Here is a 22015-nt window from a genome sequence, read left to right on the forward strand (position 1 = left end):
CTCCGTACTGCTCCGTACTACTCCGGGAGCGTGGCCCGGATGGCGGAGATGTCGAACTGCAGCCGCACCTTCTCGCTCACCATGGCGCCGCCCTGCTCCAGGCGCTGGTTGTAGACCAGGCCCCAGTCGGTGCGGTCGATGGTGGTGGTGCCGTCGAAACCGGCCCTCTCGAAGCCGAAGGGGTCCACGACCGAGCCGAGGTAGTCGAGTTGCAGCTCGACGGGCCTGGTGACGCCCCGGATGGTCAGGTCCCCGGACATGCGGAACGTCTCGCCGCCCTCGTGGACCGTGGAGGTGCTGCGGAACGTCATCTCCGGGTGGCGGCGCGCGTCGAAGAAGTCGGTGCCTATGAGGTGCGTGTCCCGCTGTTCCACACCGCTGTCGACGCTGGCGACCTTGATGACGATCTCGGCCCGCGATTCGGAGGGCCTGGCACCGTCGAAGTACAACGTGCTGTCGTAGTCGGCGAAGGCACCTCGCACCGTCGTGACCATCGCGTGCCGCACCGAGAACCCGATGCGACTGTGCGGACGGTCGATGGTCCACTGCCCGGTCAGCGCACGAAGCGCCGGGTCGAGCGCGGCATCGGATACCGCGGGGAAAGACGAACCGGGGCCCACTGACTGCGTCGGTTCGAGGGTCGCGGTCTGGCGACGGCTGAAGATACCCATGATGCGTCGTCTCCTTGGATTTGATCACTCCGTGTTATCACGCTGTCGGCAGGTGCCGCTCAGCAAGATGTGAGGTCTCGTCCGGGTTCCATGGCACTGACTGCAAAGATGCACAAGATCGGCACGGATGTGGAGGCACGGGTGGATCGCCTGAGATCACTCAGGGTCACAGCGGTGCCGGTCCGCATGCGGGCGGATCTGCCGGGTACCAGGCTGGGCTCGATGACCAGCTGATCGGAATGGAGTCGGTGCATGGCCGGCGAGGGCGGAGGGCAGGGGCTTGAAGCCGCGGCCCAGGGGCGGTTCGAGCGCGCGCGGCGATGGTGGCAGCGGGCGCGGGGGATCCCGGGCTACGAGCGCCACACGCTGCTCCTGGTCCTCAAGAGCACGTTGGCCGCGACCCTGGCCTGGGTCGTCTCCTCCTACGTGCTCGACGCGCCGTCCCCGGCGTTCGCCCCGTTCTCCGCCGTGCTGATCATGCAGGTGACGGTGTACCAGTCCCTGCTGCAGTCCCTGCGCTACCTGGCGGCGGTGACGGCCGGCGTGGCCATGGTCGCGGTCCTGGGGTTCCTGGGCGGTCCCGACCTGCTGACGTTCGTCCTCGTCGCGCTGGTGGGCCTGTCCATCGGGCGCTGGCCGGCGCTCGGCGCGCAGGGGGCGCAGGTCGCCACCGCGGCGTTCTTCGCCTTCTCCACCTACGCCTCCGCCACGTCCGCGACCCAGAAGGCCACCCAGCTCGGGGAGATCGTCCTGCTGGTCCTCATCGGCTGCGCCATCGGGGTCGTCGTCAACGTCACGGTGGCCCCGCCGATGCGCTACCGCAGCGCCGAATACGGGATCCGCTCGCTGTCCACCGCTCTGGGCGAGCTGGTGAGCGACATGTATCCGGTGCTGCGCGAGGGGGAGTTGGACGAGGAGAACTGCCGGCAGTGGCGCTGGAGGGCCGAGCAGACCGGAGGCCTCATCACGCAGGCACGGGACGGCTTCCGTACCGCGGAGGAGAGTCTCTACTTCAACCCGCGCCGACTGCTGCGCCGGTATCGGGGCCGGACCTCCGTCGAGGGGTACGGCGCGGTCCTCGGCGCCCTCGAACGTTCGCTTTACCAAGTGGCGTCGCTGACACGCAGCCTGCACCAGTGGCACGAGGAGGAGGGCGGCCGGCACGACGACCGGGCCTTCCTCCGGGGCTACGCCGACTTCCTGGAGACCCTCGCGAAGATCGCCCAGGTCCTCGGCGAGCTGGACGAGGACTCGCTCACCGAGCAGGCCCGACAGATGTGCGGCCTGGCCGACGAGGCGCAGGGACGCTGTCGTAACGTGGCCGACGGGGCGAGCCGGGCAGGCTTGCCGCTGACCGACCCGGCTCGCCCGTACGGAGTTCTCGTCGTCGAGTCCAGCCGCCTCATGGAGGAGTTCCAGCACGTCTGCGACGTGCTCCAGCGGCACGTCGACCAGAACGCGTGACTCGGTTAGGGCTGATCCAAGCGGGAACCCCTCAGCAAGTGCTCCGCCCCGGTCAGGCAGCGGCGCCCGCCTCCTCCCAGGGGCTTGGACCGGTGCCGTCGAGCCAGGCGTCCAGGTCCTCGCCGTTCACGCACACGATGCCGCTCTGCTGTGCGTACTCGAGGGCGGGAGCGGTGAAGTCACTCGTCGTGACGAGCGCCGCGATGTCGGCCTCGTGGACGGTGAAACAGGTCCCCCCGAAGCGCTGCAGATCCTGAGATCCGACCTTGTTGGCGTCGCCGTAGCGCTTGCACTGGATGACGACGCGGAGCCCGTCGGACGTGATCGCCGTGACGTCCGCGCCCAAGTCGTTTGCTCCTCCCACCACTTCGACCTCCTGGCAGTCGTCACGAACGCACAGGTCGGCTATGGCGCGCTCGAAGCCGTCGGGATCGAGTGCGGCGTACTCGGCCCGCTCGACGGGAGGGGCGAGGGCGACGGTCGCTTCCTCCAGCGCTTCGGCGGCACGGCGCGCGTATCTCGCGGCGGAGACGCGGCGCCACTTGGACCGGCACAGATACGCGCCAGCGATGCCCACCACGACGAGAGAGCCGACCCACAGCGGGCGGCTCTCGACGATGTTCGCCGCGGTGCGGACCAGGAACACCAGAACGCACAGGATGATCGCGAGCAGAGCGAAGAACAGCGAAGTCCCGCGCAGATCGAAGCGCCGTTCACGGTCCATACGCCGAACCGGGCGCGAGGTTACGGTCATTGCACTCCCTACGGAGGTCGAAAGCGAAGATCACTTGCCTCCGTGTGCCCAAGATCAACGCGCTGAAGAGCGGAGTACGTCAGCGCAGCAGACGCAGGAAGACATCGGCCGCGCCATTGGTGTCGCCGGGCACGAGGTTTCCGGCGGGGGAGTCGAACACCACCGCGCCGCCGTCTTCGCTGACGCCGGTCCGCGGCCCTGGTGCGGTGTCCTCGGACGCCGACTCGTTCTCCTCGCTGACGAGGCGCACATCGCCGGTCACCATGTCCCGCAGGAAGACGTCCGTGCTGCTGTCGCCGTCCTCCTCGGGGGCGAGGTTGGAGGCGGCGGAGGTGAAGGCCGCGTAGCGCCCGTCCCGGCTCAGCGAGACGTCGTCGCTCTCCCCGTTGGCCGGAGTGCCGTCCGCGGCGGCGCTGACCAGCCGCATACGCTTCGACTCGCGGTCGTAGAGGAAGACGTTGTGCGAGGCGGTCGGTGCCGGTCCCTCCGGGCTGAGTGCCCTGGAGGTCGAGGTGAACGCCACATAGCGGGCGTCACCGCTGAGGGCGGGGTCCCAGGACGGGGTCTTGCGGTTGTAGCTGTGCGGAATGCTGACGAGTTCCGTGGTGCCCTTCTCCCGGTCGCGCAGGAAGATGTCCGTCGCGAGGGAGTGGTCCTCCACCCCGGCCAGGCCGGAGGTGTTGGAGGTGAAGGCGAGATACCGGCCGCCGGAGTCGCCCGCGAACGCCGGGGCGAACGCGTCGCCTTCGCCCTGCTTGCCCTCGTTGGTGAGCTGAGCGAGCTCCGTGGTCTTCTTCTTGCGGTCGTAGAGGAAGACGTCGTCCCGCTTGTTGGCGTCCCCCGCGACGAGATCCTCGGCGCCCGACGCGTAGGCCACGTAGCGACCGTCGCCGCTGACCACGGGGTCGTACGTCAGGTTGCTGCGCAGCCCGTCGTAGGACGCGCCCGTGGGGCTGATCCGTGTGGTCCTACCGGTGTTCCGATCGTGCAGGAAGACGTCGTCGAGGTCGTTCGGGTCGCCGCTCACGAGATCGTCGGCGGTGGAGGTGAAGACCACATACCGCCCGTCGGGGCTGAGTGAGACCTCCCGTACGACACCGTGGCTCGCTTTTCCGTTGCTCTTGACGCTGACGCGCTCCGTCTTCCCGGTGCGCAGATCGCGTACGAAGGCGTCAGGAGTGCCGTTGGTGTCGTTCTCGACCAGGTTTCTGGACGCCGACACGAACGCGACGTAATGTCCGTCGGTGCTGATGGAGGGGTTCGTGGAAGCGGCGTTGCCCTGAACGCCTCCCGGGCCGACGCTCAGCCGCTCGGTGCTCGGCGCGGCGGTGTCGGCGGACGCGCCCGCGGGTGCCAGGACGGTCACGGCGCAGAGGGCGGCGAGCGCGGCGCTCGCGGCCGTCACGCGCTGATGAACGGTCATCGGTTCCTCCTGTGTCGACTGCGGTCTGCGTGTGCCTTCCGGGCCCGCTCGTGAAGGGGAGGGGAGGGCGTGGCAGAGCGTGTCGATCCCCGTGCGCAGTTCCCGCCGTGCGCAGTCCCCCGTGCGGCCCCCGGGTCATCGGTCTCTGCGGCGATCGGTCGTGACCAGGTGCACCGTAGGCGAGCGAACACCGGGAGACCCCGGGGGTCAATGTGTCGCGTGCCCTGCGCGGTGCGGATGCGTCGGTTGCATCAGTGGGGCAGGTCGCTGCGGCGGACTTTTGTGCCGTACTCGCGCGCGACGGGCAACCATCGGCGCGGGTGCGACATGCCTCAGACCAGCTCGGGCTGGGGTTCCGGCTTCGGCGCCGGTGCGACTTCCGGCTCCCACAGTTTGGTGGTCCGCACATATCCGTGGATCACCGAAATCATCGCCAGGATGAGAAGTGGTCCGAAGATCCACGGGTGTTCGGCCATCTGCAACGGCAGATAGCGATACGACACCAGGAGCAGAGCGAAGACCGTCGTGCCATAGGCGACCAGCTGGATTCCTGCCCGGTCCCAGCCACGGGCCATCGCGCGCAGCGCCGCGTCGATCGTGAACGCGAACACCACGCCGGCGATGAGGTCCACGCCGTAGTGGTAGCCGAATCCCAGCGTCGCGGAGAGCGTGGCGATCAGCCAGAACACGCCCGCGTAGCGCAGAAGTCGTGGGCCCTTGCGGGAGTGGATGAAGATCGTGGTGGCCCACGCCGTATGCAGACTGGGCATGCAGTTGCGCGGGGTGATCTCGTCGAAGGGTATGGCGTGCGGATTCGCGATCGGCGGTGGCGTGTGCGGCCACAGGTTGGCGAGGGCCCACTGCTCGCCACCGGTTCCGAAGGCGCCGGTGCCGTAGGTGAAGATCGGCCCGACCACCGGGAAGATCATGTAGATGGCAGGCCCGAGCAGGCCGATGACCAGAAAGGTGCGCACCAGATGATGGCCCGGGAAGCGGCGCTCGACCGACACGTTGCGCAGTTGGTAGAGCGCGACGATGACCGCGGCCACCGCGAGCTGGATGTAGACGTAGTCCAGGACGTGGGCGCCGATCGAGCCGGTGGACGCGACCACCCGGCCCGCCAGCCATGACGGGTTGCCCAGCGCGTGGTCGGCGGTCGCCACGTACTGGTCGAGCACGGTCGGGCGGGTCTTCGACGTGATGAGCAGCCAGGTGTCACCTGTCTTGCGGCCGGCCACGAGCAGCAGGCTCAGTCCGACGCCCTTCAGGAGCAGGACGCGTTCCTGGCCGGTGCGGCGCGTGAGCGCGATGACCGCACAGCCCAGGATCACCCACAACGCGCCGTTGCCGAACATCATTTTGGCGTCGACAGCCCACCGCACCAGGAAGAAGACGATGTCGATCCCGGCCGCGACACCGAGCGCGATGAATCGCTGTCGCCAGGTGAGCGCCACCATCATCAACGCCATACCGGCGTACAGCAGCGGACCGGATTTGGGCGCGAAGATCACCTCTTGCGCCTGATTGGTGATCGGCCCCGCCACGCCGTAGTGGCGCGCCGCGATCTCCAGAGCGATGAGGAACCCGAAGGCCACCACGCTCACCGCGGTCCACAGCATCGCCCGTGGCTGACGCCACGCGACGAACATTGTTCTGAAGTTTTCCCGCGAAAACATTCGAGATGCTATAGATATCAATGCTTCAGCCGATTTGTTAGATGTCAGTTAAATAGCTCACTTTTCGTGCTAGATAGCATGGTTTCCTGGTGAAAGGCGGCGATCACGGCACTCGTTGTGAGTTCGATCATGTTAGCGGAGTGATGCGGGTGGGTATCGCGGGTTACGTGTAAGTGACACTGCCCCTTACCGGTCGCACTGCCCCTGATGGGTCGGCTCTGCGATGGTGAAGTGATCGCAGAGACCCCACACTGGTCTTCTCGGGGCTGTCACGGAGGTATCGCATGCCCCGCCCCGTCTGGTCCGGTGCGATCTCGTTCGGCCTGGTCACGATCCCGATCAAGGTTCTGCCCGCCACCGAGAACCACTCGATCTCGTTTCACCAGTTCCATCTCGAGGACATGAGCCGGGTCCGCACGCGGAAGATCTGCGAGATCGACGGCAAGCAGCTGACGAGCGCCGAGATCGGCAAGGGCTACGAGGTCAGCAAGGACACGATCGTCGCGGTCACCGACGCCGAGCTCGACGAGCTGCCGCTCCCGACCGCGAAGGCCATCGAGATCGCCGCGTTCGTGCCTTACGAGAGCGTGGACCCGATCCGCATCGGGGAGGGGTACTACCTCCAGGCCGACGGACAGGTCGCCGCCAAGCCGTACACGCTCCTGCGCAAAGCCCTCGAACGGAACAGCAAGGCCGCCGTTGCCAAGTTCGCGTGGCACGGCAGAGAGCGCCTGGGCCTGCTCCGGGTGCAGAGCGGTGTGATCCTGCTGCACGCCATGAAATGGGACGACGAGGTCAGGGATCCGCAGCAGCTGGCGCCCAAGGCGGTCGACGTGAGCGACGAGGAGATCGACAGGGCCGTGCTCCTCATCGACTCCATGACCGCCGACGGCATCGCCGGTCAGGACTGGGCCACCGACCGCTACACCGAAGCCCTCGAGCAGCTCATCAGCACAAAGGCCGGAGGAGAGAAGCCGCCCAAGCCCGACGAGGAGGAAGCACCGGCCGGTGGGCAGGTCCTGGACCTGATGGCGGCGCTCCAGGAGTCCGTGTCCAAGGCGCAGGCCGCCCGCGGAGAGAGCGGGGACAGCGGCGAGAGCGGCGACAGCGGAAAGAACGCGACCGTCCACGAGATGCCGAAGAAGAGGGCCGCCAAGAAGACGACCGCGAAGAAGACCGCCGCCAAGAAGTCCACGGCCAAGAAGACGGCAGCCGGGAGAAAGACGACACCGAAGAAGCGCGGGGCCTAGTCAGTTCTCGGGCCCTCGGTGCAGATGCTGTGAAACTCGTGGACCCCAAGGGGCTGAGGCGCAGCGGCCCGATGGCCTGGGATAACGTCCCTCTGACTTTGGGCAAGTGAGAGGGATGTAGTGCGGGTTCGGGTGCGTGGGTGGGGTGCCGGTCGGTGGGTCACGTTCGGGGCGATCACGGTCGGTACGTTGTTGATGCTGGGCGGGTTGATCGCGGTGGGGGTATCGGTCTCGTTCCTGGCGGATGCCGAGCGGGCCCCGGGGACGGTGGTGTCGCTGGAGTGGCGCAACGACATCCACGGCACATCCCGTAAGCAGCGGGCGAACGACGGGCCCACGGCGTACCCGGTCGTCGAGTTCACCCCGGCGGACGGCACGCCGAGGACGTTCCGGGGCTCGGCGGGCTCCAATCCGCCGTCGTACGACAGGGGGGAGCAGGTCGAGGTGCTGTATCTCGCCGATTCGCCCGAGGACGCGCGTATCAACGGGTTCGCCTCGCTGTGGCTGCTGCCGGTCGTCCTGGGTGGGATCGGCTTCGTGATGGCGGGAATCGGGACGACAGTCGCGGTGGTCAGCCGCAGGCGTTCTTAGGCGTCCCGCCCCCACGGCCGCAGCTTCTCCGGATTGCGAACCGCCCAGATCCGGGTGACGCGGCCGTCGGTGACATCGAACGAGGCCACGGTCATGACGGTCCCGGCGCGCTGGGCCACCAGGCCCGGCATGCCGTTGACCGACCGCTCCAGGAGTTCGAGCCCCGGAGCCCTGTCGGCGATGGCGACCATGTACTGGGCGATGCGTGCGCCGCCCTCGATCGGGCGCAGGGCGCTGCCGGCCATGCCGCCGCCGTCGGCGGTCATGACGGCGTCCGGGTCGAGGAGGTCGACGAGGGCCGCGATGTCCTTGGACTCCCAGGCCTCTTTGACATGCCGCACGGCGTCGGCCTGCCCGGCAGCCGCCACTGCCACCGTCACCGGAGCCCGCGCGACGCGCACCCGACGCCGTGCGGAGGCCGCGAGCTGCTTGCAGGCCGCGGGGGTCCGGCTGAGGACGCCGGCGATCTCGGCGAAGGGGTACCGGAAGACGTCGTGCAGGACGAACGCCACCCGCTCGGCGGGTGTCATCGACTCCAGGACGACGAGGAAGGCCATGGTCACCGATTCGTCCAGGACCATCTGGTCGGCCAGATCGGTGCCATGGCCGTGGTCCCGCTCGGCATGGTCGGGCAGCGGATCGGGCAACCACGCGCCGACATAACGTTCACGCCGGGCCCGCGCCGAGCCGAGCACGTCCAGGCAGATGCGGCCGGTCACCGTCGTGAGCCAGGCGCCGGGGGACAGGATCTCCTCCTGCCGGTTTCGTGGCAGCGCGTACCAGCGCGCGTAGGCCTCCTGTACGGCGTCCTCCGACTCGGCCAGCGAACCGAGCAACCGGTAGGCGACATTGATCAGTTGGCGCCGCTCACCGGCTATCTCATCGATGCGCGTTCCAGCCGTCCCCATGCTCCCGACCGCCCCCTCGCCTTGCCTTGCGGCCTTACCTTTCGCAGGCCTGCCTCGTCGGCGCAGTGAGACCTTATCGATCTACTGCCCGCGGGCGGGAGAACTGCCCCGGGCGGAACTGGAGACCGTGACATGGCGACCCAAGTGGCGACGGCACAGCGACACTTCCCGTTTCTGCAGATCGCGATCACTCTGCAGACCCTGACCATCTTCCTTCAAGCGGTCTCCGCCGGACTGCTGTTGACCGCGTCCTACGGAGAGACGCTGCACAGTGTCGGAGCCCGCGTGATGTACGGGGCGTCGATGCTGTACGTGCTCGTGGCGGTCCTGGCGTGGAAGCCGGGCGGCGGCTCGCCCCGGCCCGTCTGGCACGCGTCCGGCTTCCTCGTCCTCGCCTCGGCCCAGGTCGCGCTCGGTATCGCGCACGTACCGTCGGTCCATCTTCCCCTGGGTGTCCTGATGTTCGGGCTGAGCGTGCTTGCGCTGGCACGACGCTGAGGTCCGGTGCGGCCGAGGTCCGATACAGGGGCGGCCACCACGCGCGCCGCCTCCCATCTCCTGGCCGGATACAGCTACAGTTCCTTGCCCCCACGGCGCCATCAACTCCCCCCACGACTGCATCCCGAACTCCCGTACGCTCGTACGTGGTTCCACCGGAAAGGGAACGCCAGCCGTGTCTCAACACCACCGTCTCAGACCGGCAGCTGTCGCCTCCGCGGCCGCTGTCGTCCTCCTCGCCCTCGGGTCCACCGGCACCGCCCACGCCGCCCCGCCCGCCACGGCTGCCACCAGCTGGGCAGGCAGCGTCAGCGACGACCCGGATCAGCCGGACGATCCCCTGTACCACGCCCCCGAGATGTTCAACGTCGCCTCCGGGCGCGAGACCGTCTCGCTCTCCTGGGGTTCGCTCTCCGCGGCCACCGCCTACGAGGTGTACCGCGCCGAGGCCGAGGGAACCGAGCCGGACGAGGTCGGCCCGTACACGCTGCTCGACACCGTGTCCACGAGTACGTACGTCGACAGCGAGGCCGACCCCGACGTCGAGTACGCCTACAAGGTCCGCGCCCTGGACGGCGCCGGACACGTCTCGCCCTACACCGAGCCCCTCCGCGGCACCCGGGACACCGTCGCGCCCTTCGCGCCGCGGGACCTCACCCGCACCGCCGAGGACGAGCGGGGTGTGACACTGACGTGGCGCACCGGCGACTCGGACGCGGTGAAGTACGTGGTGTACCGCGCCGAGTCTCCCAACGCCCGTCGCGTCAAGGTCGGTTCGACGACGTCGCTGACCCTCCGTGACACGAAGGGTGACCCCGGCCTCATGTACTTCTATGAGGTGCGGGGTGTCGACGCCGTCGGGAACGAGTCCGTGGCGTCGAACTCCGTGAGCGGCACCAGGACCGTCACCTCGAGCACCGCGCCCAAGGCTCCGACCCTCGGCAACGCCCAACTCGTGGGCAACCGGCTCAGCCTGTCGTGGTCGCAGAGCCCGTACGTACCGATCTCCTCCTACACCGTCTACCGCTCCAAGACCTCCCCGGTCGACATAACCGACCCGGCCAACAGCGTGGCCACCACGACACGTACCGAGTACACCGGCACGGTGGGAGAGAGCGAGGGCGAGCGGGACTACTACTACGCCGTCGTCGCCACGTCCCAGCACTCCGTCGCCTCGCCCGCCTCCGCGTCGGTCAAGCCGACGTACTCGGAGCCGCGTCCGCCGAGCGCCACGCAGATCTACCAGGTCACACCGGGCGCGGGCAGCGTGCGGCTCAGCTGGTTCGGTGTCCCGAACGGCAGCAACGAGTCACCCGTGACCGGCTACCGCGTCTACCGCTCGACGAGTCCCCAAGTCACCAAAGAGAACGCCGAGGTGAGCTACGCCACGAGCAGCACGGAGTACGTGGATCGTGGTCTGACGAGTGGAACGAAGTACTACTACGCCGTCGCCGCCTACAACGAGGACGGCCTCGAGGCTGCCCTGTCGCCCGAGGTGTCGGCCACGCCGACTTCCTGACGGACGAGGGGTCGGGAGGCAGACCGCCTCCCGGCCCCGGTCCACCGCAGTGGGGGGAGAGGCCACGGTCGTGGCCGAGCGCGGGGCCGGGGGCTGGTGGTGGCAGAGTGGAGGGGTCTGTTTCATCCCATGGAGGTAGTCCCCGCATGCGCCTGCTGCTCATACGTCACGGCCAGACCCCGTCCAACCTGAAGCACCTCCTGGACACCGGGGCGCCGGGACCGGGTCTGACGCCGCTGGGGCAGGAGCAGGCTGCCGCGCTGCCGGAGGCCCTGGCGGGGGAGAAGATCGACGCCCTGTACGTTTCCACGCTGCAGCGCACTCAGCTGACCGCCGCGCCTCTGGCCGCCGCGGCAGGGCTTGAGGTGCAGATCCGGGACGGGATCCGGGAGCTGATCGCCGGAGACCTGGAGATGCGCGGCGACGACGAGGCCGCCGCCCTCTACCTCGACACCGCCTTCGCCTGGTCCGGAGGCGACATCGAGCGCCGGATGCCCGGTGGCGAGACCGGCGTGGAGGCGCTGGGGCGCTTCGATGCCGTCGTCGCCGATGCGGCCGCGACGGGTGTGGAGACGGTGGCCATGGTCAGCCACGGTGCCGCGATCCGGATGTGGGTGGCCGCCCGGGCTGCCAACGTCGACGTGGCGTACTCGGCCTGCCACCCGCTGGCCAACACGGGCGTGGTCATCCTCGAGGGCTCGCCCGACGAGGGCTGGCGCGCCCTGGTGTGGGAGGGCCGCCCGCTGGGCCCGGAAGGAGACTCGCCCGAGGACAGCGGCCCGGCAGGGGAGGCAACGGTTCCGGCCGCCTGAAACAACCCCTTGGCGTTCAGGTAAGGGCGCGCCAGCCGTTCTCCAGGAGCTCGAAGGCGCGCGTGATGGCCCCGCGGGGGTCGTCGTGGCCGCGAGCGGCGCGGGGGGCTTCGAGGGCGAAGTGAGCCAGAGCGGTGCAGGCGGGATCGTCCGCGGGCAGACCGCTCTCCTCGGCGATGACCCCGGCCAGGGCCGCGGTGTGGCGCAGCCACATGTTCTGGACGTAGTCACGCAGGGCCGGTGTGCCGTTGACCAGGTCGAAGAAGGCCGTAAAGCGGGCGTCGGCATCCGCGGCCGCCATGCGATGGAGCAGGGCGTGCCCGCACAGTGCCGCCGGGATGGACCGGCCTCGGGGCCGCTCGCGTACGGCGGCGAGCAGGCGGGCTTCCTGGGCGGCGTCCTCGTCGAGGACGAGGGCCTCCTTGACCGGGAAGTGCTTGAACAACGTCGTGGTGGACACGTCCGCGGCGTCCGCGATCTCCCGGATACCGACGTCGTCGTATCCACGCTCCAGGAACAGGCGTAGTGCCGCATCCGCGATGGCTTGGCGGGTTGCGGCTTTTTTGCGTTCGCGGCGCCCCATCGGGGCCGGTGGGGCGCCGGTCTCGGTGTCGGTCATACCAGCACTCTACTCCTAGGTTGTTCAGCTTCAAAAGTTGAGTCGTTGCACTTATTGGGTTGGTGTGCTCTTCTGGAGCAGCGGCCGGCCGTGAGGCACCGCTCGGCCCCGCTCTCTTCCTGTTCCTTTCCTCTTCCTCATCTCCGAAAGGGGTGATCAGCCATGTCCACGTCTGCATCCCTCCCCGCCACAGGACCCGCCACCGGCCCCGCGGCCGTGCCGAAGAACGTGCGCTGGGTACTGCTCGGCGTCATGCTCGCGATGCTCCTGGCGATGCTCGACAACATGGTCGTGGGCACCGCGATGCCCACGATCGTCGGAGATCTGGGCGGGCTCGAGCACATGTCCTGGGTCGTGACCGCGTACACGCTCGTCACCGCCGTGACCACCCCGATCTGGGGCAAGTTCGGCGACCTCTACGGCCGTAAGCCCCTGTACCTGGCCTCGATCGCCGTGTTCATCGTCGGCTCCGCGCTGTGCGGCGCCGCACAGTCCATGACCGGTCTCATCGCCTTCCGCGCCTTGCAGGGCATCGGTGCCGGTGGCATCGGCGCGGGCGCCTTCACTCTGATCGCCGCCCTCGTGCCGCCCCGGGAGCGGGGCAAGTATCAGGGCATGACCGCCTCGGTCATGGCCATCGGCACCATCGGCGGCCCGCTCCTCGGCGGGTTCATCACCGGGCACTGGGACTGGCGTTGGGCCTTCTACATCAACTTGCCGCTCGGCCTGCTCGCCCTGGTGTGGCTGTGGCTGATGCTGGACGTGCCCGCCCGGCGTATCAAGGCAAAGATCGACTGGGCCGGGATCGCCCTGCTGACGATCTCCATTGGCGCCGTCGTCCTTGCCGCCACCTGGGCGGGCACCACCTACACGTGGGGCTCCTGGCAGATAGTCGCCCTGGGAGCCGTCGCCGTGATCGGGCTTGCCCTGTTCGTCCGGACGGAGAAGCGGGCCGACGAGCCGCTGTTGCCCCCGTCGGTGTTCACCAACCACCGCAACTATCCGCTCGCGGTGGCCATGATCCTGGCCGCAGGCGTGGTCATGTTCGGTACGGGGCTCTACCTTCCCCTGTTCCAGCAGACCGTCCAGGGCGCTTCGGCAACCAACTCCGGGCTGCTGATGCTGCCCATGATGATCCCGGTGGTGATCGTGTCCACCTTCGCCGGGAAGGTCATGTCCGCCACAGGAAAGTACAAGATCTTCCCCATCCTCGGTACTGCGTTCCTGACCGTGGGCCTGGCACTCCTTGCCACCATGGACACCGGCACCTCACGACTGCTGACCGCGCTCTACATGGTCGTGGTCGGCGTCGGTCTTGGCTTCACCCTGCAGATGGCGAGCACTGTCGCGCAGAACAGCGTCGCCATGCGGGACATGGGCGCCGCGATGAGCTCGGTGAACCTCTTCCGCACCCTGGGCGGCTCGCTCGGCATCGCGGTCTTCGGCTCGCTGTTCACCCGCGCCGTCCAGTCCCACCTGCCGGGCGTCGGCGCCGCGACGGACTCGACCGCCGTGTCGAAGCTGCCCGCCGGTGCCAAGGACGCCTACCTCACCGCTGTCACCGACGGCACCCACCAGCTCTTCCTCATCGGGGCGGTCCTGTGTGCTCTCGCCTTCGTCGCCGCGCTCCGCGTCATCGAAGTCCCGTTGAAGAAGGCCGGGCCGCCGCCCACCACCGATCGGCCCCGGAACGCCCCGGCCACGACGACCGGCTGACCCCACCACTCCGCGCATCTCACCGAGCAACACCGCACCGCACCACGGCGCAGCACTGCTGTGCCGCACGAACGGAGGACCATCACCATGAACACCACCCAGACACCCCGCATCGCGATCATCGGGGCCGGTCCCGGCGGCCTGACCTGCGCCCGCGTCCTGCAGGAGCACGGCGTCACGGCCACCGTCCACGACGTCGACGCTTCCCGCACCGCTCGCGCACAGGGCGGCAGCCTCGACATGCATCCGGACTCCGGTCAGCACGCCCTGCGCGCAGCCGGACTGCTGGACGAATTCCTGGCCGCGGCCCGCCCCGAGGGCCAGCAGATGCGACTGGTCGGCCGGGACGGCCGGACACTGTTCGACGCGGTCCCGCCCGAGGCCGACACCACCGAGGGCAACCCCGAGATCGACCGCGGCCAACTGCGCGACCTCCTCCTCGATTCCCTCAAGCCGGACACCGTGCGCTGGGGCCACAAGCTGACCCGCGTCGAGCCCCTTGGCGACGGCACGCACCGCCTCCATTTCGCCGACGACGACTTCGCCGACGACGACACGTTCGCCGATGCCGACCTCGTCATCGGGGCCGACGGAGCCTGGTCGCAGGTCCGCCGCCTGCTGTCCGACGCGAAGCCGCTCTACACCGGCGTCACCTTCGTGGAAACCGGCCTCGGCGACGCCGACCGCCGCCACCCCCGCCTCGCTGAACTCACCGGTGCGGGCACGATGATGGCTCTCGACAACAACCAGGGCTTCGTCGCCCAGCGCAACAGCGGTGGACACATCCGCATCTACGTCGGCATGCGCACCGACGAGAACTGGCACCGGCAGGCGGGCCTCGACTTCTCCGGCACGGGCACAGACACCGCCGCCGTACGCGAAGCCCTCCTCGGAGAGTTCACCGGCTGGAGCCCCGCCCTGCTCGGCTTCATCACCGACACGGACACCGGCTTCACCAACCGCCCCCTGTACGCCCTTCCGGTCCCGCACGCCTGGCCCCACACACCCGGCGTCACCCTCCTCGGAGACGCCGCCCACCTCATGTCCCCCTTCTCAGGAATGGGCGCCAACCTCGCCATGCTCGACGGCGCGGACCTCGCCCGGGCGCTCATCGACCACCCCACCATCGACGAGGCCATCACCGCGTACGAGAAGACCCTCATGCCGCGCTCCGTCGAAGCCGCCGAAGGAGCAGCGGAGGGCATCGACAGCGCCTTCGCCCCCGACAGCGCCGAGCAGACCCTCGCCCACATGACGCAGCATCACTGAAGCTCACGATCGGCGGAGGTGGGGGCGTCCGGGCTGCTGGACGGCGTGCCCTGGGGGGAACCGCCGTGCGCCACGGCCGGGGTGCGGGCGCCGGCGGCAGGGGCGAGGCCGATGGCCGCGGCGACGAACACCAGGACCACCACCATGGCGGACCGCAGCCCGTAGTGGTCGCCAAGGAATCCGAGGGCCGGTGGGCCTACCAGGAAGGCTACGTAGCCGATCGTGGCCACCAGGCTCACGCGCGCGGTCTGGTCCGGACCCGAGTCGCCTGCCGCGGACAGAGCGACGGGGAATCCCAGCGACGCCCCAAGTCCCCAGAACAGTACGGCTGCCGCTGCCACGACGGCGCTGTCGGAGAAGATGACAAGCACGAGCCCGATGGCACCGGAAATGGCACTGGCACGTACGACGGTCGCCCTTCCGAAGCGGTTGAGGAAGAACGTGCCGCTGAAACGCCCCACGGTCATCGCGGCGGCGAAACCCACGAAGACGAGCGAACCCAGTGCGGCGTCCAGGCCGTGGCCGTCGACCATGAGGAGGGGGAGCCAGTCGTTGGCGGCGCCCTCGGCCAGGGCCATGGCCAGGACGATGCCGCCGATCAGCAGAAGCTTGCGGTCCCTCCACACCGAGGGTCCGGCGTGCTGGGCCGTGCCCGTGGCGCGGGGTGTGTCACTGGTCCCGATACCGGCAGGGACGGCGCGCAGGGCGTAGACCAAGATCCCTACGGAGACCGCGGCGACGGCGATCAGGTGCCAGACGACGGGGAAGTCGGCGGCGGTGGCCACCATGCCGGCAAGGCCGCCGATGACGGTGCCCAGGCTGAAGCAGCCGTGCAGAGTGGTCAGGACGGTCGTGCCGGTGAGGCGTTCCACGTCGGCGCCGTCTACGTTGACGGCCACCTCGCCCGCCCCCATTCCCGCCCCGAACAGGCACAGACCGGCGGCGACCATCGGCGCGGACGGTACGGAACTGCCGCCTCCGATCACGGCCATGCTCGCGATGATCAGGACGGTGCCGAGCGCGATCACGGGCCGGGTCCCGAACCTCGAGACGAGGCGGCCCGAACACAGGATGCCCCCCATGGAACCGACGGACAGGCCGAACAGGACGAGCCCCATCTGTCCGGTGGAAACGCTCAGTTGATCGCGGACGTCAGGCGTGCGCGTGACCCAGGAGGACATGGAGATGCCCGGCAGGAAGAAGAAGAGATACAGAGCCTGACGGCGTCGGCGCACGGCGCGGTCTATCAAGGGGAAGCTCCACGGAATCCGGAAGAATGCTCGGGTCGGCGACAGGACCGACATCGGGGTATGTACAAATGTACACACTCGGATACGGGAAGAAGAAGGCAGACGACAGAGATGACTGGCAGCACCCGCGGCCCCAACGACCCCAGGCGGCGTGAACGCATCCTCGATGCGGCGCTCGACGTCATCGCCGAGCACGGCGCCATCAAAGTGACCTTTCGCAAGATCGCCTCGGCGGCCGGGGTGCCTCTCGGCTCGCTGACCTACTACTTCGACGACATGCAGCATCTGCTCACCGAGGCGTTCACCCGTCTCGCCGAGTCCGTGTCCATGCGCTACGGGGCGCTGCTCGCCGCGGCGCGCACACCCGAAGAGGCGCAGGAAGCCGTCGTCGAGATCATCTGCGGCAAGGTCTGGGGCACCGACCGCAACCTGCTGCTCAGCTACGAGCTGTACGCGTTCGCCGCCCGCCACCCGGAACTGCTTGAGGTGGTACGCGCCTGGATGCAGGCCAGCCGCCAGTCCCTGGCCCGGCACTTCGACCCCCTGACGGCGCGGGCGCTCGACGCGCTGGTGGAGGGCTTCTCCATCCACAACTCCGTCGACGCCCAGCCCACCGACCGGGCGGGCGTCGCGGCCGTCGTCCGCGCCGTCGCGGCGGGCCGTGCCCCATAGGCGGTCCGTCGGACGCGGCCGGGATACTCCTGTCATGGCCGTCACTCAACAACTCGCCCGCGTCCCGGCGGAGTACGTCGATGCCTGCCGGCAGTCAGCCGACACGTCTCCGGACGGGGACCACGGCTGGGATCCGCCGACGGCAGACGTCCTCGACCTCGACTGGGCGCCGCGTCTCCTGGTCCGCGTCTGCGAGTTGGCGGGTCTCGACGAGCCGCACATGCGGGCTCTCCGGCAGTCCACCGACGGGGACACTGCGATCGACCTGGGATTTCTCGACGTCCCGCCCCACGACATCGCACCCTTCGACGTAACTCCCACTGCCCTGAGCGTGGTTCAAGTCGCTCACATCGCGGATCTGCTCGGTGAGATCGACTTCCCCGCGGTCCTCGCCGGTCTGCCGGCCCGTGAGGCGAAAGCCGCTCGCCTGATCGGGCTGGGGGCCCAGGACATCATGGGTGGACCGAGGAAGTACTTGGGCGAGTACTTCGAGGCCCTGCGCGAGTTCTACCGGGGCGCGGCTCGGCGTCGCCTTCTCCTCGTGCTCTGGTGGGACTGACGCGGGTCAGGCGCGGCGTGCTGCCCACACCGTGCGTTCGGTGCGTACCGCGACGTCGCTGCGGCGCAAGAGGCTGAAGGGGCTTTCGGCGTCGAGCAGTTGGTCCAGGGCGTCCAGGTCCTCAGGCGTCAGGGCGTGGGCGGCGCTGCCGCGCAGGCGCTTCAGGCTGCTGAGCGCGTACCGGCCGACCGCCTCATTGCTCGAGCCGTCGATGTTCACGGTGATCGTGCGCTCGCCCTCGACGGTGAAATCGGCAGCTGCCAGCTTGGGCCCCCAGTCGGCGCCGCGGTGCGGCACGCCCTCGGCGGCGTCGTGCGCTAGAGCGCCGTGGCAGCGATCCTCCAGGCCGGGCCGCTCCTCCGGAGCGTCGGCGGGCAGGAAGCGCGGGAAGTCGGCCAGCTCGACGACGGCGAACAGACCGCCGGACCCGAGCAGATCGTGGACCTTGCGCAGGGTGCGGCCGGGGTCCGCCATGTGGTGCATCGACGCCGACGCCCACACCAGCTCGGGTCGGCCGAGATCGGGCCAGGCCGCGTCGAGATCGGCCTGCACCGTGCGCACCCGGTCGGCCACACCGAGCGCCTCGGCCCTTGCCCGCAGGCGGTGGAGGTGACTGGCCGAAGTGTCGACGGCGGTCACCCGCGCGTCGGGGAAGCGCGAGAGCAGAGCGAAGGTACCTGCCCCCGTTCCGCATCCCAGGTCCACGATGTGGCGCGGCTCCTTGTCGAGAGGCAGCCATGCGGTGATGGACGCGATGTGCTCGCCGAGCACTTCCGCGTCCAGATCGAGGATCTCCGCCTGGCCGTCGGCATCCGGCTCGTGTGAGGAAAGGTGGTGGTCGGCGTGGTCGTGGGCCGCGTGCGAGGAAGAGTGCGTCATGACGGCGACGCTAAGTCGATGATGCCGTAAGGGCACCATGAATCCCGGAGTGCGCAAGAAGATGATCGGCGGCGGTGCCGTACGCGCAACGTGCGACCGGCTGATGCGTCAGTCATGAGCCGGGTCGGCCGCTCTCGCCCTTGTCCTCGCGTTGGTGGCCGCGGCGGGCGTCGCGGTCGAAGATGCCCAGGATCTCGCACGGTCCGCCCTCGGCGCCGATGGCGTGGGGGAGCATCGTGGGGAACTCCGCGGCCTGGTTGGTCTCGACGCGCAGGCGCCGGTTGCCAAGGAGCAGGACGGCGGTGCCGGACAGGACGACCAGCCATTCGCGGCCCGGATGGGCCCGCATGCGTGAGGGGTTGTCGGGCGCCGGGTCCGTCATGCGCTGGCGTACGACGCTCATGCCGGGCTCCGCCTTGATCGGCCAGCGCATGAGCCCATGGGCCGCGTCGATCGCCGGGCTGGTGATGACATCGTCGGTGGCGGTCTCGACGAGCTGGTCGAGGGAGGTGTCAAGGGCCCGGGCGAGCGTGACGAGCTGATCCAGGGCCAGGCGGCGCTGTCCGTTCTCGATGCGGCTGAGCGTGGACTGGCTGACCTTGGCGCGGGCGGCAAGCTCTTCCAGGGACCAGCCCTGCGCCACCCGCAGGGCCCGGATCCGTTTGCGTACAAGGCTGTCCATCTCGCCATCTTCTTGCGTCATGGGCAACAGCGTATGCCTTAACGGCAAAGCGCGCCTATCGTCATGAACCAGAGTCCCCGAACCGCGGGTGCTCACCTGAAAGGAAGGGTGCGACGCCATGTCTGTGACCACTGCCGCGTACGCCACTGACGAGCTGCCGGGCAAGACCGTCGATGCCGTGGTGATCGGCGGCGGCGCCGCGGGCCTGAACGGCGCGCTGATGCTCGCCCGCTCCCGCCGTTCGGTCGTCGTGATCGACAGCGGTACCCCGCGCAACGCACCCGCCGACGGCGTGCACGGCCTGCTCGGCCTGGAGGGCACCCCGCCCGCCGAACTGCTGCGCAGAGGGCGCGAGGAGGTGCGCCGCTACGGCGGTCTTGTCGTGACCGGGGAAGTGACCTCCGCTGCTCCCATCACCCCCTCGGCCGCTGAGGGAGATCCGTGCTTCACGGTCACCCTCGTGGACGGCAGCACTCTGGCGGCGCGCCGCCTGCTCGTCGCCACCGGACTGCGCGACGTCCTGCCCGACGTCCGCGGGCTTGCCGAGCACTGGGGGCACGGCCTGGTGCACTGCCCGTACTGCCACGGCTGGGAGGTGCGCGACGAGCCCATCGGGATCATCGCCGTGGGCCCGGCCTCCGTCCACCACGCGCTCCTCTTCCGCCAGTTGACCGACGACCTCGTCTACTTCACCCGCGGCACCGAACTCGACGAGGACACCCGTGCGCGCTTCGCCGCTCGCGGCATCCGGGTCGTCGACACCCCCGTGACCGAGATCGTGGCCACCGAGTCCGGCGACATCGCGGGCGTACGCCTGAGCGACGGACAGCTCGTGCCCCGGCGCGTCCTCGCCGCCGTCACCACCATGCGGGCCCGCACCGATGGCCTGGACGAACTGAAGCTGCCGATGCAGGACCTGCCCGGCGGCATGGGCCGCCACTTCGCCACCGGCACGGCGGGCGCCACCGACGTGCCGGGGGTGTGGGTGGCGGGCAACGCCACCGATCTGTCCGCCCAGGTCGGAGCCTCCGCCGCGGCCGGCGCCCTGGCCGGTGCCCGCATCAACGCCGACCTGGCCGCCGCCGACACCGAGGCGGCCCTCGCCGCCGTACAGCGAGGCTGAGGCGGAGGATTCGGGGCCGGGAACGGCACGACGGCAAATCCCAACTGAAGGAGTGATCTATCCGCTCGGAGGAGTGACGCTCCTTGCTGGGGCGCCGCCGGTGTTGTGACCATCGCCGGATGGACGGACAGAAGCGGCAGGCCCAGCTGGACGGCGTCGCCGAGACGACGCTATGGACGTTGCACCACCGCGCTCTGGCCGCGAAGGACCCCGGCTCGGCATTGCTCGACCCGAAGGCGATCGAGGTCATCGACACGGTCGACTACCCCTTCGAGCAGCGGTTCGGCACCGGTAACTGGGGCCTGGCACAAGGAATGGCGGTACGGGCGCGCTGTTACGACCGGGAGGTGCGCCGTTTCCTCGACGACCACCCGGACGGCACGGTCGTCTCGCTCGGCGAGGGCCTGGAGACGCAGTTCTGGCGCGTGGACAACGGCAGGGTGCGCTGGCTCGCGGTCGACCTGCCCGAAGTCGCGGAGCTGCGGCAGCGGTTGCTGCCGGACGAGCCGCGCCACCGGACGCTGCCCTGCTCGGCCACCGACGCGCGGTGGATGGACGAGGTCGACGCCTCGCGAGGGCTCCTTATCCTCGCCCAGGGGATGCTGATGTATCTCACCCGGGACGTGGTCCACCGCCTCATCGAGGGGTGCGCCGCCCGCTTCCCCGGAGCGGACCTGGTCTTCGACACCCCGCCCGCCTGGATGGCCGCCCGCACCGTACGGGGCCGGTGGAGTTACCCCGCCGGGTACCGTCCGCCGCCGATGCTCTGGGGGATGACACCGGGCGAGCGGCGGAAGCTGCGCACGGTGCACCCGAACATCGCGGCCGTGCGGGGAGTCCGCGAACCACGGGGCCGCGGGTTCCTCTGCGGCTGGGTCATGCCGCTCGCCAACTTCCTTCCTGCGATCCGCACGCGCAAACCGCTCTGGGTCACGCGCGTGTCGTTCGGCCTCACAGAACATCACCAAGGAGTCAACAGATGACGGATCGCCTGGAAGCCGAGCGGGAGCAAGCCCCCCTGTGGGCTCCGCGAGAGCCGCACCGGGCGCGGGTCGACGAATGGCCACCGCGAGCGTCGGAAGTGGCGGAGCAGCGTGCGGTCCTCATCGAAGGCACCACGCTGCGCCTGCGGGAGTTCGTGCCCAGCGATGTCGAAGGTGTGCTCGACATCTTCGGCGACCCCCGCACGACCCGCGAGTTCGGTATGCCGCCCTTCCGGCGCCACGACGCCGCGGCACTTGTCGAGCAGGCGAGAGCCGGTGCCCGGCGGACTCCGCGCTCGCACTACCGCCTCGGCGTCAGCGAGATCGCCACGGGTGAGCTGATCGGCTCGGCGAAGCTGATCGTCGAGGACCAGTCGTCCGAGGGCGGGATGGTCCGCGTCGGCTACCGCAGCGCGGAGGTGGGTCTGGCTCTGCGCGCCGACCGGGTGAGCGTGGGCCACAGCGTCGAGATCGGTTTCCTCCTCGGCGTCCTGGGCTTCGACCGGCTCGGCCTGCACCGGGTCTGGTCGGGATTCATGCCGTCGAACGTCGCCGCGCAGCGGGCCATCGAGAAGGCCGGCATGGTCCGTGAGGGACGGTTGCGGCACTACGGCCATGTCGACGGCGTGTGGCACGACATCGTGCAGTACTCCATCCTCGAGGACGACTGGAAGGCGTTGCGCGGCCGCTGAGGTTC

Annotated in this window: 22 protein-coding genes; 13 read left to right on the top strand and 9 right to left on the bottom strand. The window is 69.2% G+C overall.

Annotated features, from left to right (window positions below):
- Window positions 1–17 precede the first annotated feature (17 nt).
- Complete coding sequence (locus ACWFRJ_RS41295) at window positions 18–671, bottom strand: YceI family protein (protein WP_453543625.1); 654 nt, start codon at window positions 669–671, stop codon at window positions 18–20.
- 252 nt (window positions 672–923) lie between these two features.
- Between ACWFRJ_RS41295 and ACWFRJ_RS41300 the strand changes: the two genes are divergently transcribed.
- The gene (locus ACWFRJ_RS41300; protein ID WP_453543627.1) at window positions 924–2135 is read left to right on the top strand and encodes an FUSC family protein; all 1212 of its coding nucleotides are present in this window, start codon (window positions 924–926) and stop codon (window positions 2133–2135) included.
- A gap of 52 nt (window positions 2136–2187) precedes the next feature.
- Here the strand turns inward: ACWFRJ_RS41300 and ACWFRJ_RS41305 are convergent, their stop codons facing one another.
- The 3 genes from ACWFRJ_RS41305 to ACWFRJ_RS41315 form a co-directional block, all read right to left on the bottom strand.
- Window positions 2188–2889, bottom strand: coding sequence for a restriction endonuclease (locus tag ACWFRJ_RS41305; RefSeq protein WP_453543629.1), 702 nt, complete (start codon window positions 2887–2889; stop codon window positions 2188–2190).
- Window positions 2890–2968: 79 nt separating this feature from the next.
- Window positions 2969–4312, bottom strand: coding sequence for a hypothetical protein (locus tag ACWFRJ_RS41310; RefSeq protein ID WP_453543631.1), 1344 nt, complete (start codon window positions 4310–4312; stop codon window positions 2969–2971).
- 332 nt (window positions 4313–4644) lie between these two features.
- Entirely contained in the window at window positions 4645–5961 is a 1317-nt protein-coding gene (locus tag ACWFRJ_RS41315) for a phosphatase PAP2 family protein (protein ID WP_453543633.1), read from the bottom strand.
- 311 nt (window positions 5962–6272) lie between these two features.
- Here ACWFRJ_RS41315 and ku point away from each other — a divergent pair, with 311 nt between their 5' ends.
- Both ku and ACWFRJ_RS41325 read left to right on the top strand, forming a co-directional pair.
- Window positions 6273–7238 (top strand): non-homologous end joining protein Ku, encoded by a 966-nt coding sequence (ku, locus tag ACWFRJ_RS41320; protein ID WP_453543635.1) that lies wholly within the window; start codon window positions 6273–6275, stop codon window positions 7236–7238.
- 195 nt (window positions 7239–7433) lie between these two features.
- Window positions 7434–7829: a DUF3592 domain-containing protein gene (locus ACWFRJ_RS41325; protein WP_453543711.1), complete on the top strand. Its 396-nt coding sequence runs from the start codon at window positions 7434–7436 to the stop codon at window positions 7827–7829.
- Here the strand turns inward: ACWFRJ_RS41325 and sigJ are convergent.
- Window positions 7826–8737, bottom strand: coding sequence for an RNA polymerase sigma factor SigJ (sigJ, locus tag ACWFRJ_RS41330; RefSeq protein WP_453543637.1), 912 nt, complete (start codon window positions 8735–8737; stop codon window positions 7826–7828). The genes ACWFRJ_RS41325 and sigJ overlap by 4 nt on opposite strands.
- A 132-nt stretch (window positions 8738–8869) precedes the next feature.
- On the opposite strand from sigJ, the gene ACWFRJ_RS41335 reads away from it, so the two are divergent.
- The 3 genes from ACWFRJ_RS41335 (at window position 8870) to ACWFRJ_RS41345 (ending at window position 11566) form a co-directional block, all read left to right on the top strand.
- Complete coding sequence (locus tag ACWFRJ_RS41335; protein WP_453543639.1) at window positions 8870–9235, top strand: hypothetical protein; 366 nt, start codon at window positions 8870–8872, stop codon at window positions 9233–9235.
- 175 nt (window positions 9236–9410) lie between these two features.
- Window positions 9411–10754, top strand: a complete 1344-nt coding sequence (locus ACWFRJ_RS41340; RefSeq protein WP_453543641.1) for a fibronectin type III domain-containing protein — start codon at window positions 9411–9413, stop codon at window positions 10752–10754.
- Between the two features lie 146 nt (window positions 10755–10900).
- A complete protein-coding gene (locus ACWFRJ_RS41345) occupies window positions 10901–11566 on the top strand; it encodes a histidine phosphatase family protein (protein ID WP_453543643.1) in 666 nt (221 codons plus the stop codon).
- Window positions 11567–11582: 16 nt separating this feature from the next.
- On the opposite strand, the gene ACWFRJ_RS41350 is transcribed toward ACWFRJ_RS41345, so the two are convergent.
- Window positions 11583–12185, bottom strand: a complete 603-nt coding sequence (locus ACWFRJ_RS41350) for a TetR/AcrR family transcriptional regulator (RefSeq protein WP_453543645.1) — start codon at window positions 12183–12185, stop codon at window positions 11583–11585.
- A gap of 162 nt (window positions 12186–12347) precedes the next feature.
- Here ACWFRJ_RS41350 and ACWFRJ_RS41355 point away from each other — a divergent pair, with 162 nt between their 5' ends.
- Window positions 12348–13901, top strand: coding sequence for an MDR family MFS transporter (locus ACWFRJ_RS41355; RefSeq protein WP_453543647.1), 1554 nt, complete (start codon window positions 12348–12350; stop codon window positions 13899–13901).
- 87 nt (window positions 13902–13988) lie between these two features.
- Entirely contained in the window at window positions 13989–15170 is a 1182-nt protein-coding gene (locus tag ACWFRJ_RS41360) for an FAD-dependent oxidoreductase (RefSeq protein WP_453543649.1), read from the top strand.
- Here ACWFRJ_RS41360 and ACWFRJ_RS41365 read toward each other — a convergent pair.
- On the bottom strand, window positions 15164–16420 hold the full coding sequence (locus ACWFRJ_RS41365; RefSeq protein WP_453543651.1) for an MFS transporter: 1257 nt from the start codon (window positions 16418–16420) through the stop codon (window positions 15164–15166). The two genes, ACWFRJ_RS41360 and ACWFRJ_RS41365, sit on opposite strands and share 7 nt — an antisense overlap.
- Before the next feature lie 111 nt (window positions 16421–16531).
- Between ACWFRJ_RS41365 and ACWFRJ_RS41370 the strand changes: the two genes are divergently transcribed.
- A complete protein-coding gene (locus tag ACWFRJ_RS41370) occupies window positions 16532–17092 on the top strand; it encodes a TetR/AcrR family transcriptional regulator (protein WP_453543653.1) in 561 nt (186 codons plus the stop codon).
- A gap of 34 nt (window positions 17093–17126) precedes the next feature.
- Complete coding sequence (locus ACWFRJ_RS41375; RefSeq protein WP_453543655.1) at window positions 17127–17651, top strand: DUF1877 domain-containing protein; 525 nt, start codon at window positions 17127–17129, stop codon at window positions 17649–17651.
- Between the two features lie 6 nt (window positions 17652–17657).
- Here ACWFRJ_RS41375 and ACWFRJ_RS41380 read toward each other — a convergent pair whose 3' ends face one another.
- Complete coding sequence (locus ACWFRJ_RS41380; RefSeq protein ID WP_453543657.1) at window positions 17658–18530, bottom strand: class I SAM-dependent methyltransferase; 873 nt, start codon at window positions 18528–18530, stop codon at window positions 17658–17660.
- Window positions 18531–18642: 112 nt separating this feature from the next.
- Window positions 18643–19233: a helix-turn-helix domain-containing protein gene (locus ACWFRJ_RS41385; protein WP_453543659.1), complete on the bottom strand. Its 591-nt coding sequence runs from the start codon at window positions 19231–19233 to the stop codon at window positions 18643–18645.
- 97 nt (window positions 19234–19330) lie between these two features.
- Between ACWFRJ_RS41385 and ACWFRJ_RS41390 the strand changes: the two genes are divergently transcribed.
- From ACWFRJ_RS41390 to ACWFRJ_RS41400, 3 genes are all read left to right on the top strand, one after another.
- Window positions 19331–20335: an NAD(P)/FAD-dependent oxidoreductase gene (locus ACWFRJ_RS41390; protein ID WP_453543661.1), complete on the top strand. Its 1005-nt coding sequence runs from the start codon at window positions 19331–19333 to the stop codon at window positions 20333–20335.
- A 119-nt stretch (window positions 20336–20454) separates the two neighbouring features.
- The gene (locus ACWFRJ_RS41395) at window positions 20455–21318 is read left to right on the top strand and encodes a class I SAM-dependent methyltransferase (protein WP_453543663.1); all 864 of its coding nucleotides are present in this window, start codon (window positions 20455–20457) and stop codon (window positions 21316–21318) included.
- Window positions 21315–22010, top strand: coding sequence for a GNAT family N-acetyltransferase (locus ACWFRJ_RS41400; RefSeq protein WP_453543665.1), 696 nt, complete (start codon window positions 21315–21317; stop codon window positions 22008–22010). Before ACWFRJ_RS41395 ends, ACWFRJ_RS41400 begins: the two co-directional genes overlap by 4 nt.
- Window positions 22011–22015: the final 5 nt, after the last annotated feature.

This window comes from Streptomyces sp. NPDC055239, assembly GCF_053606205.1.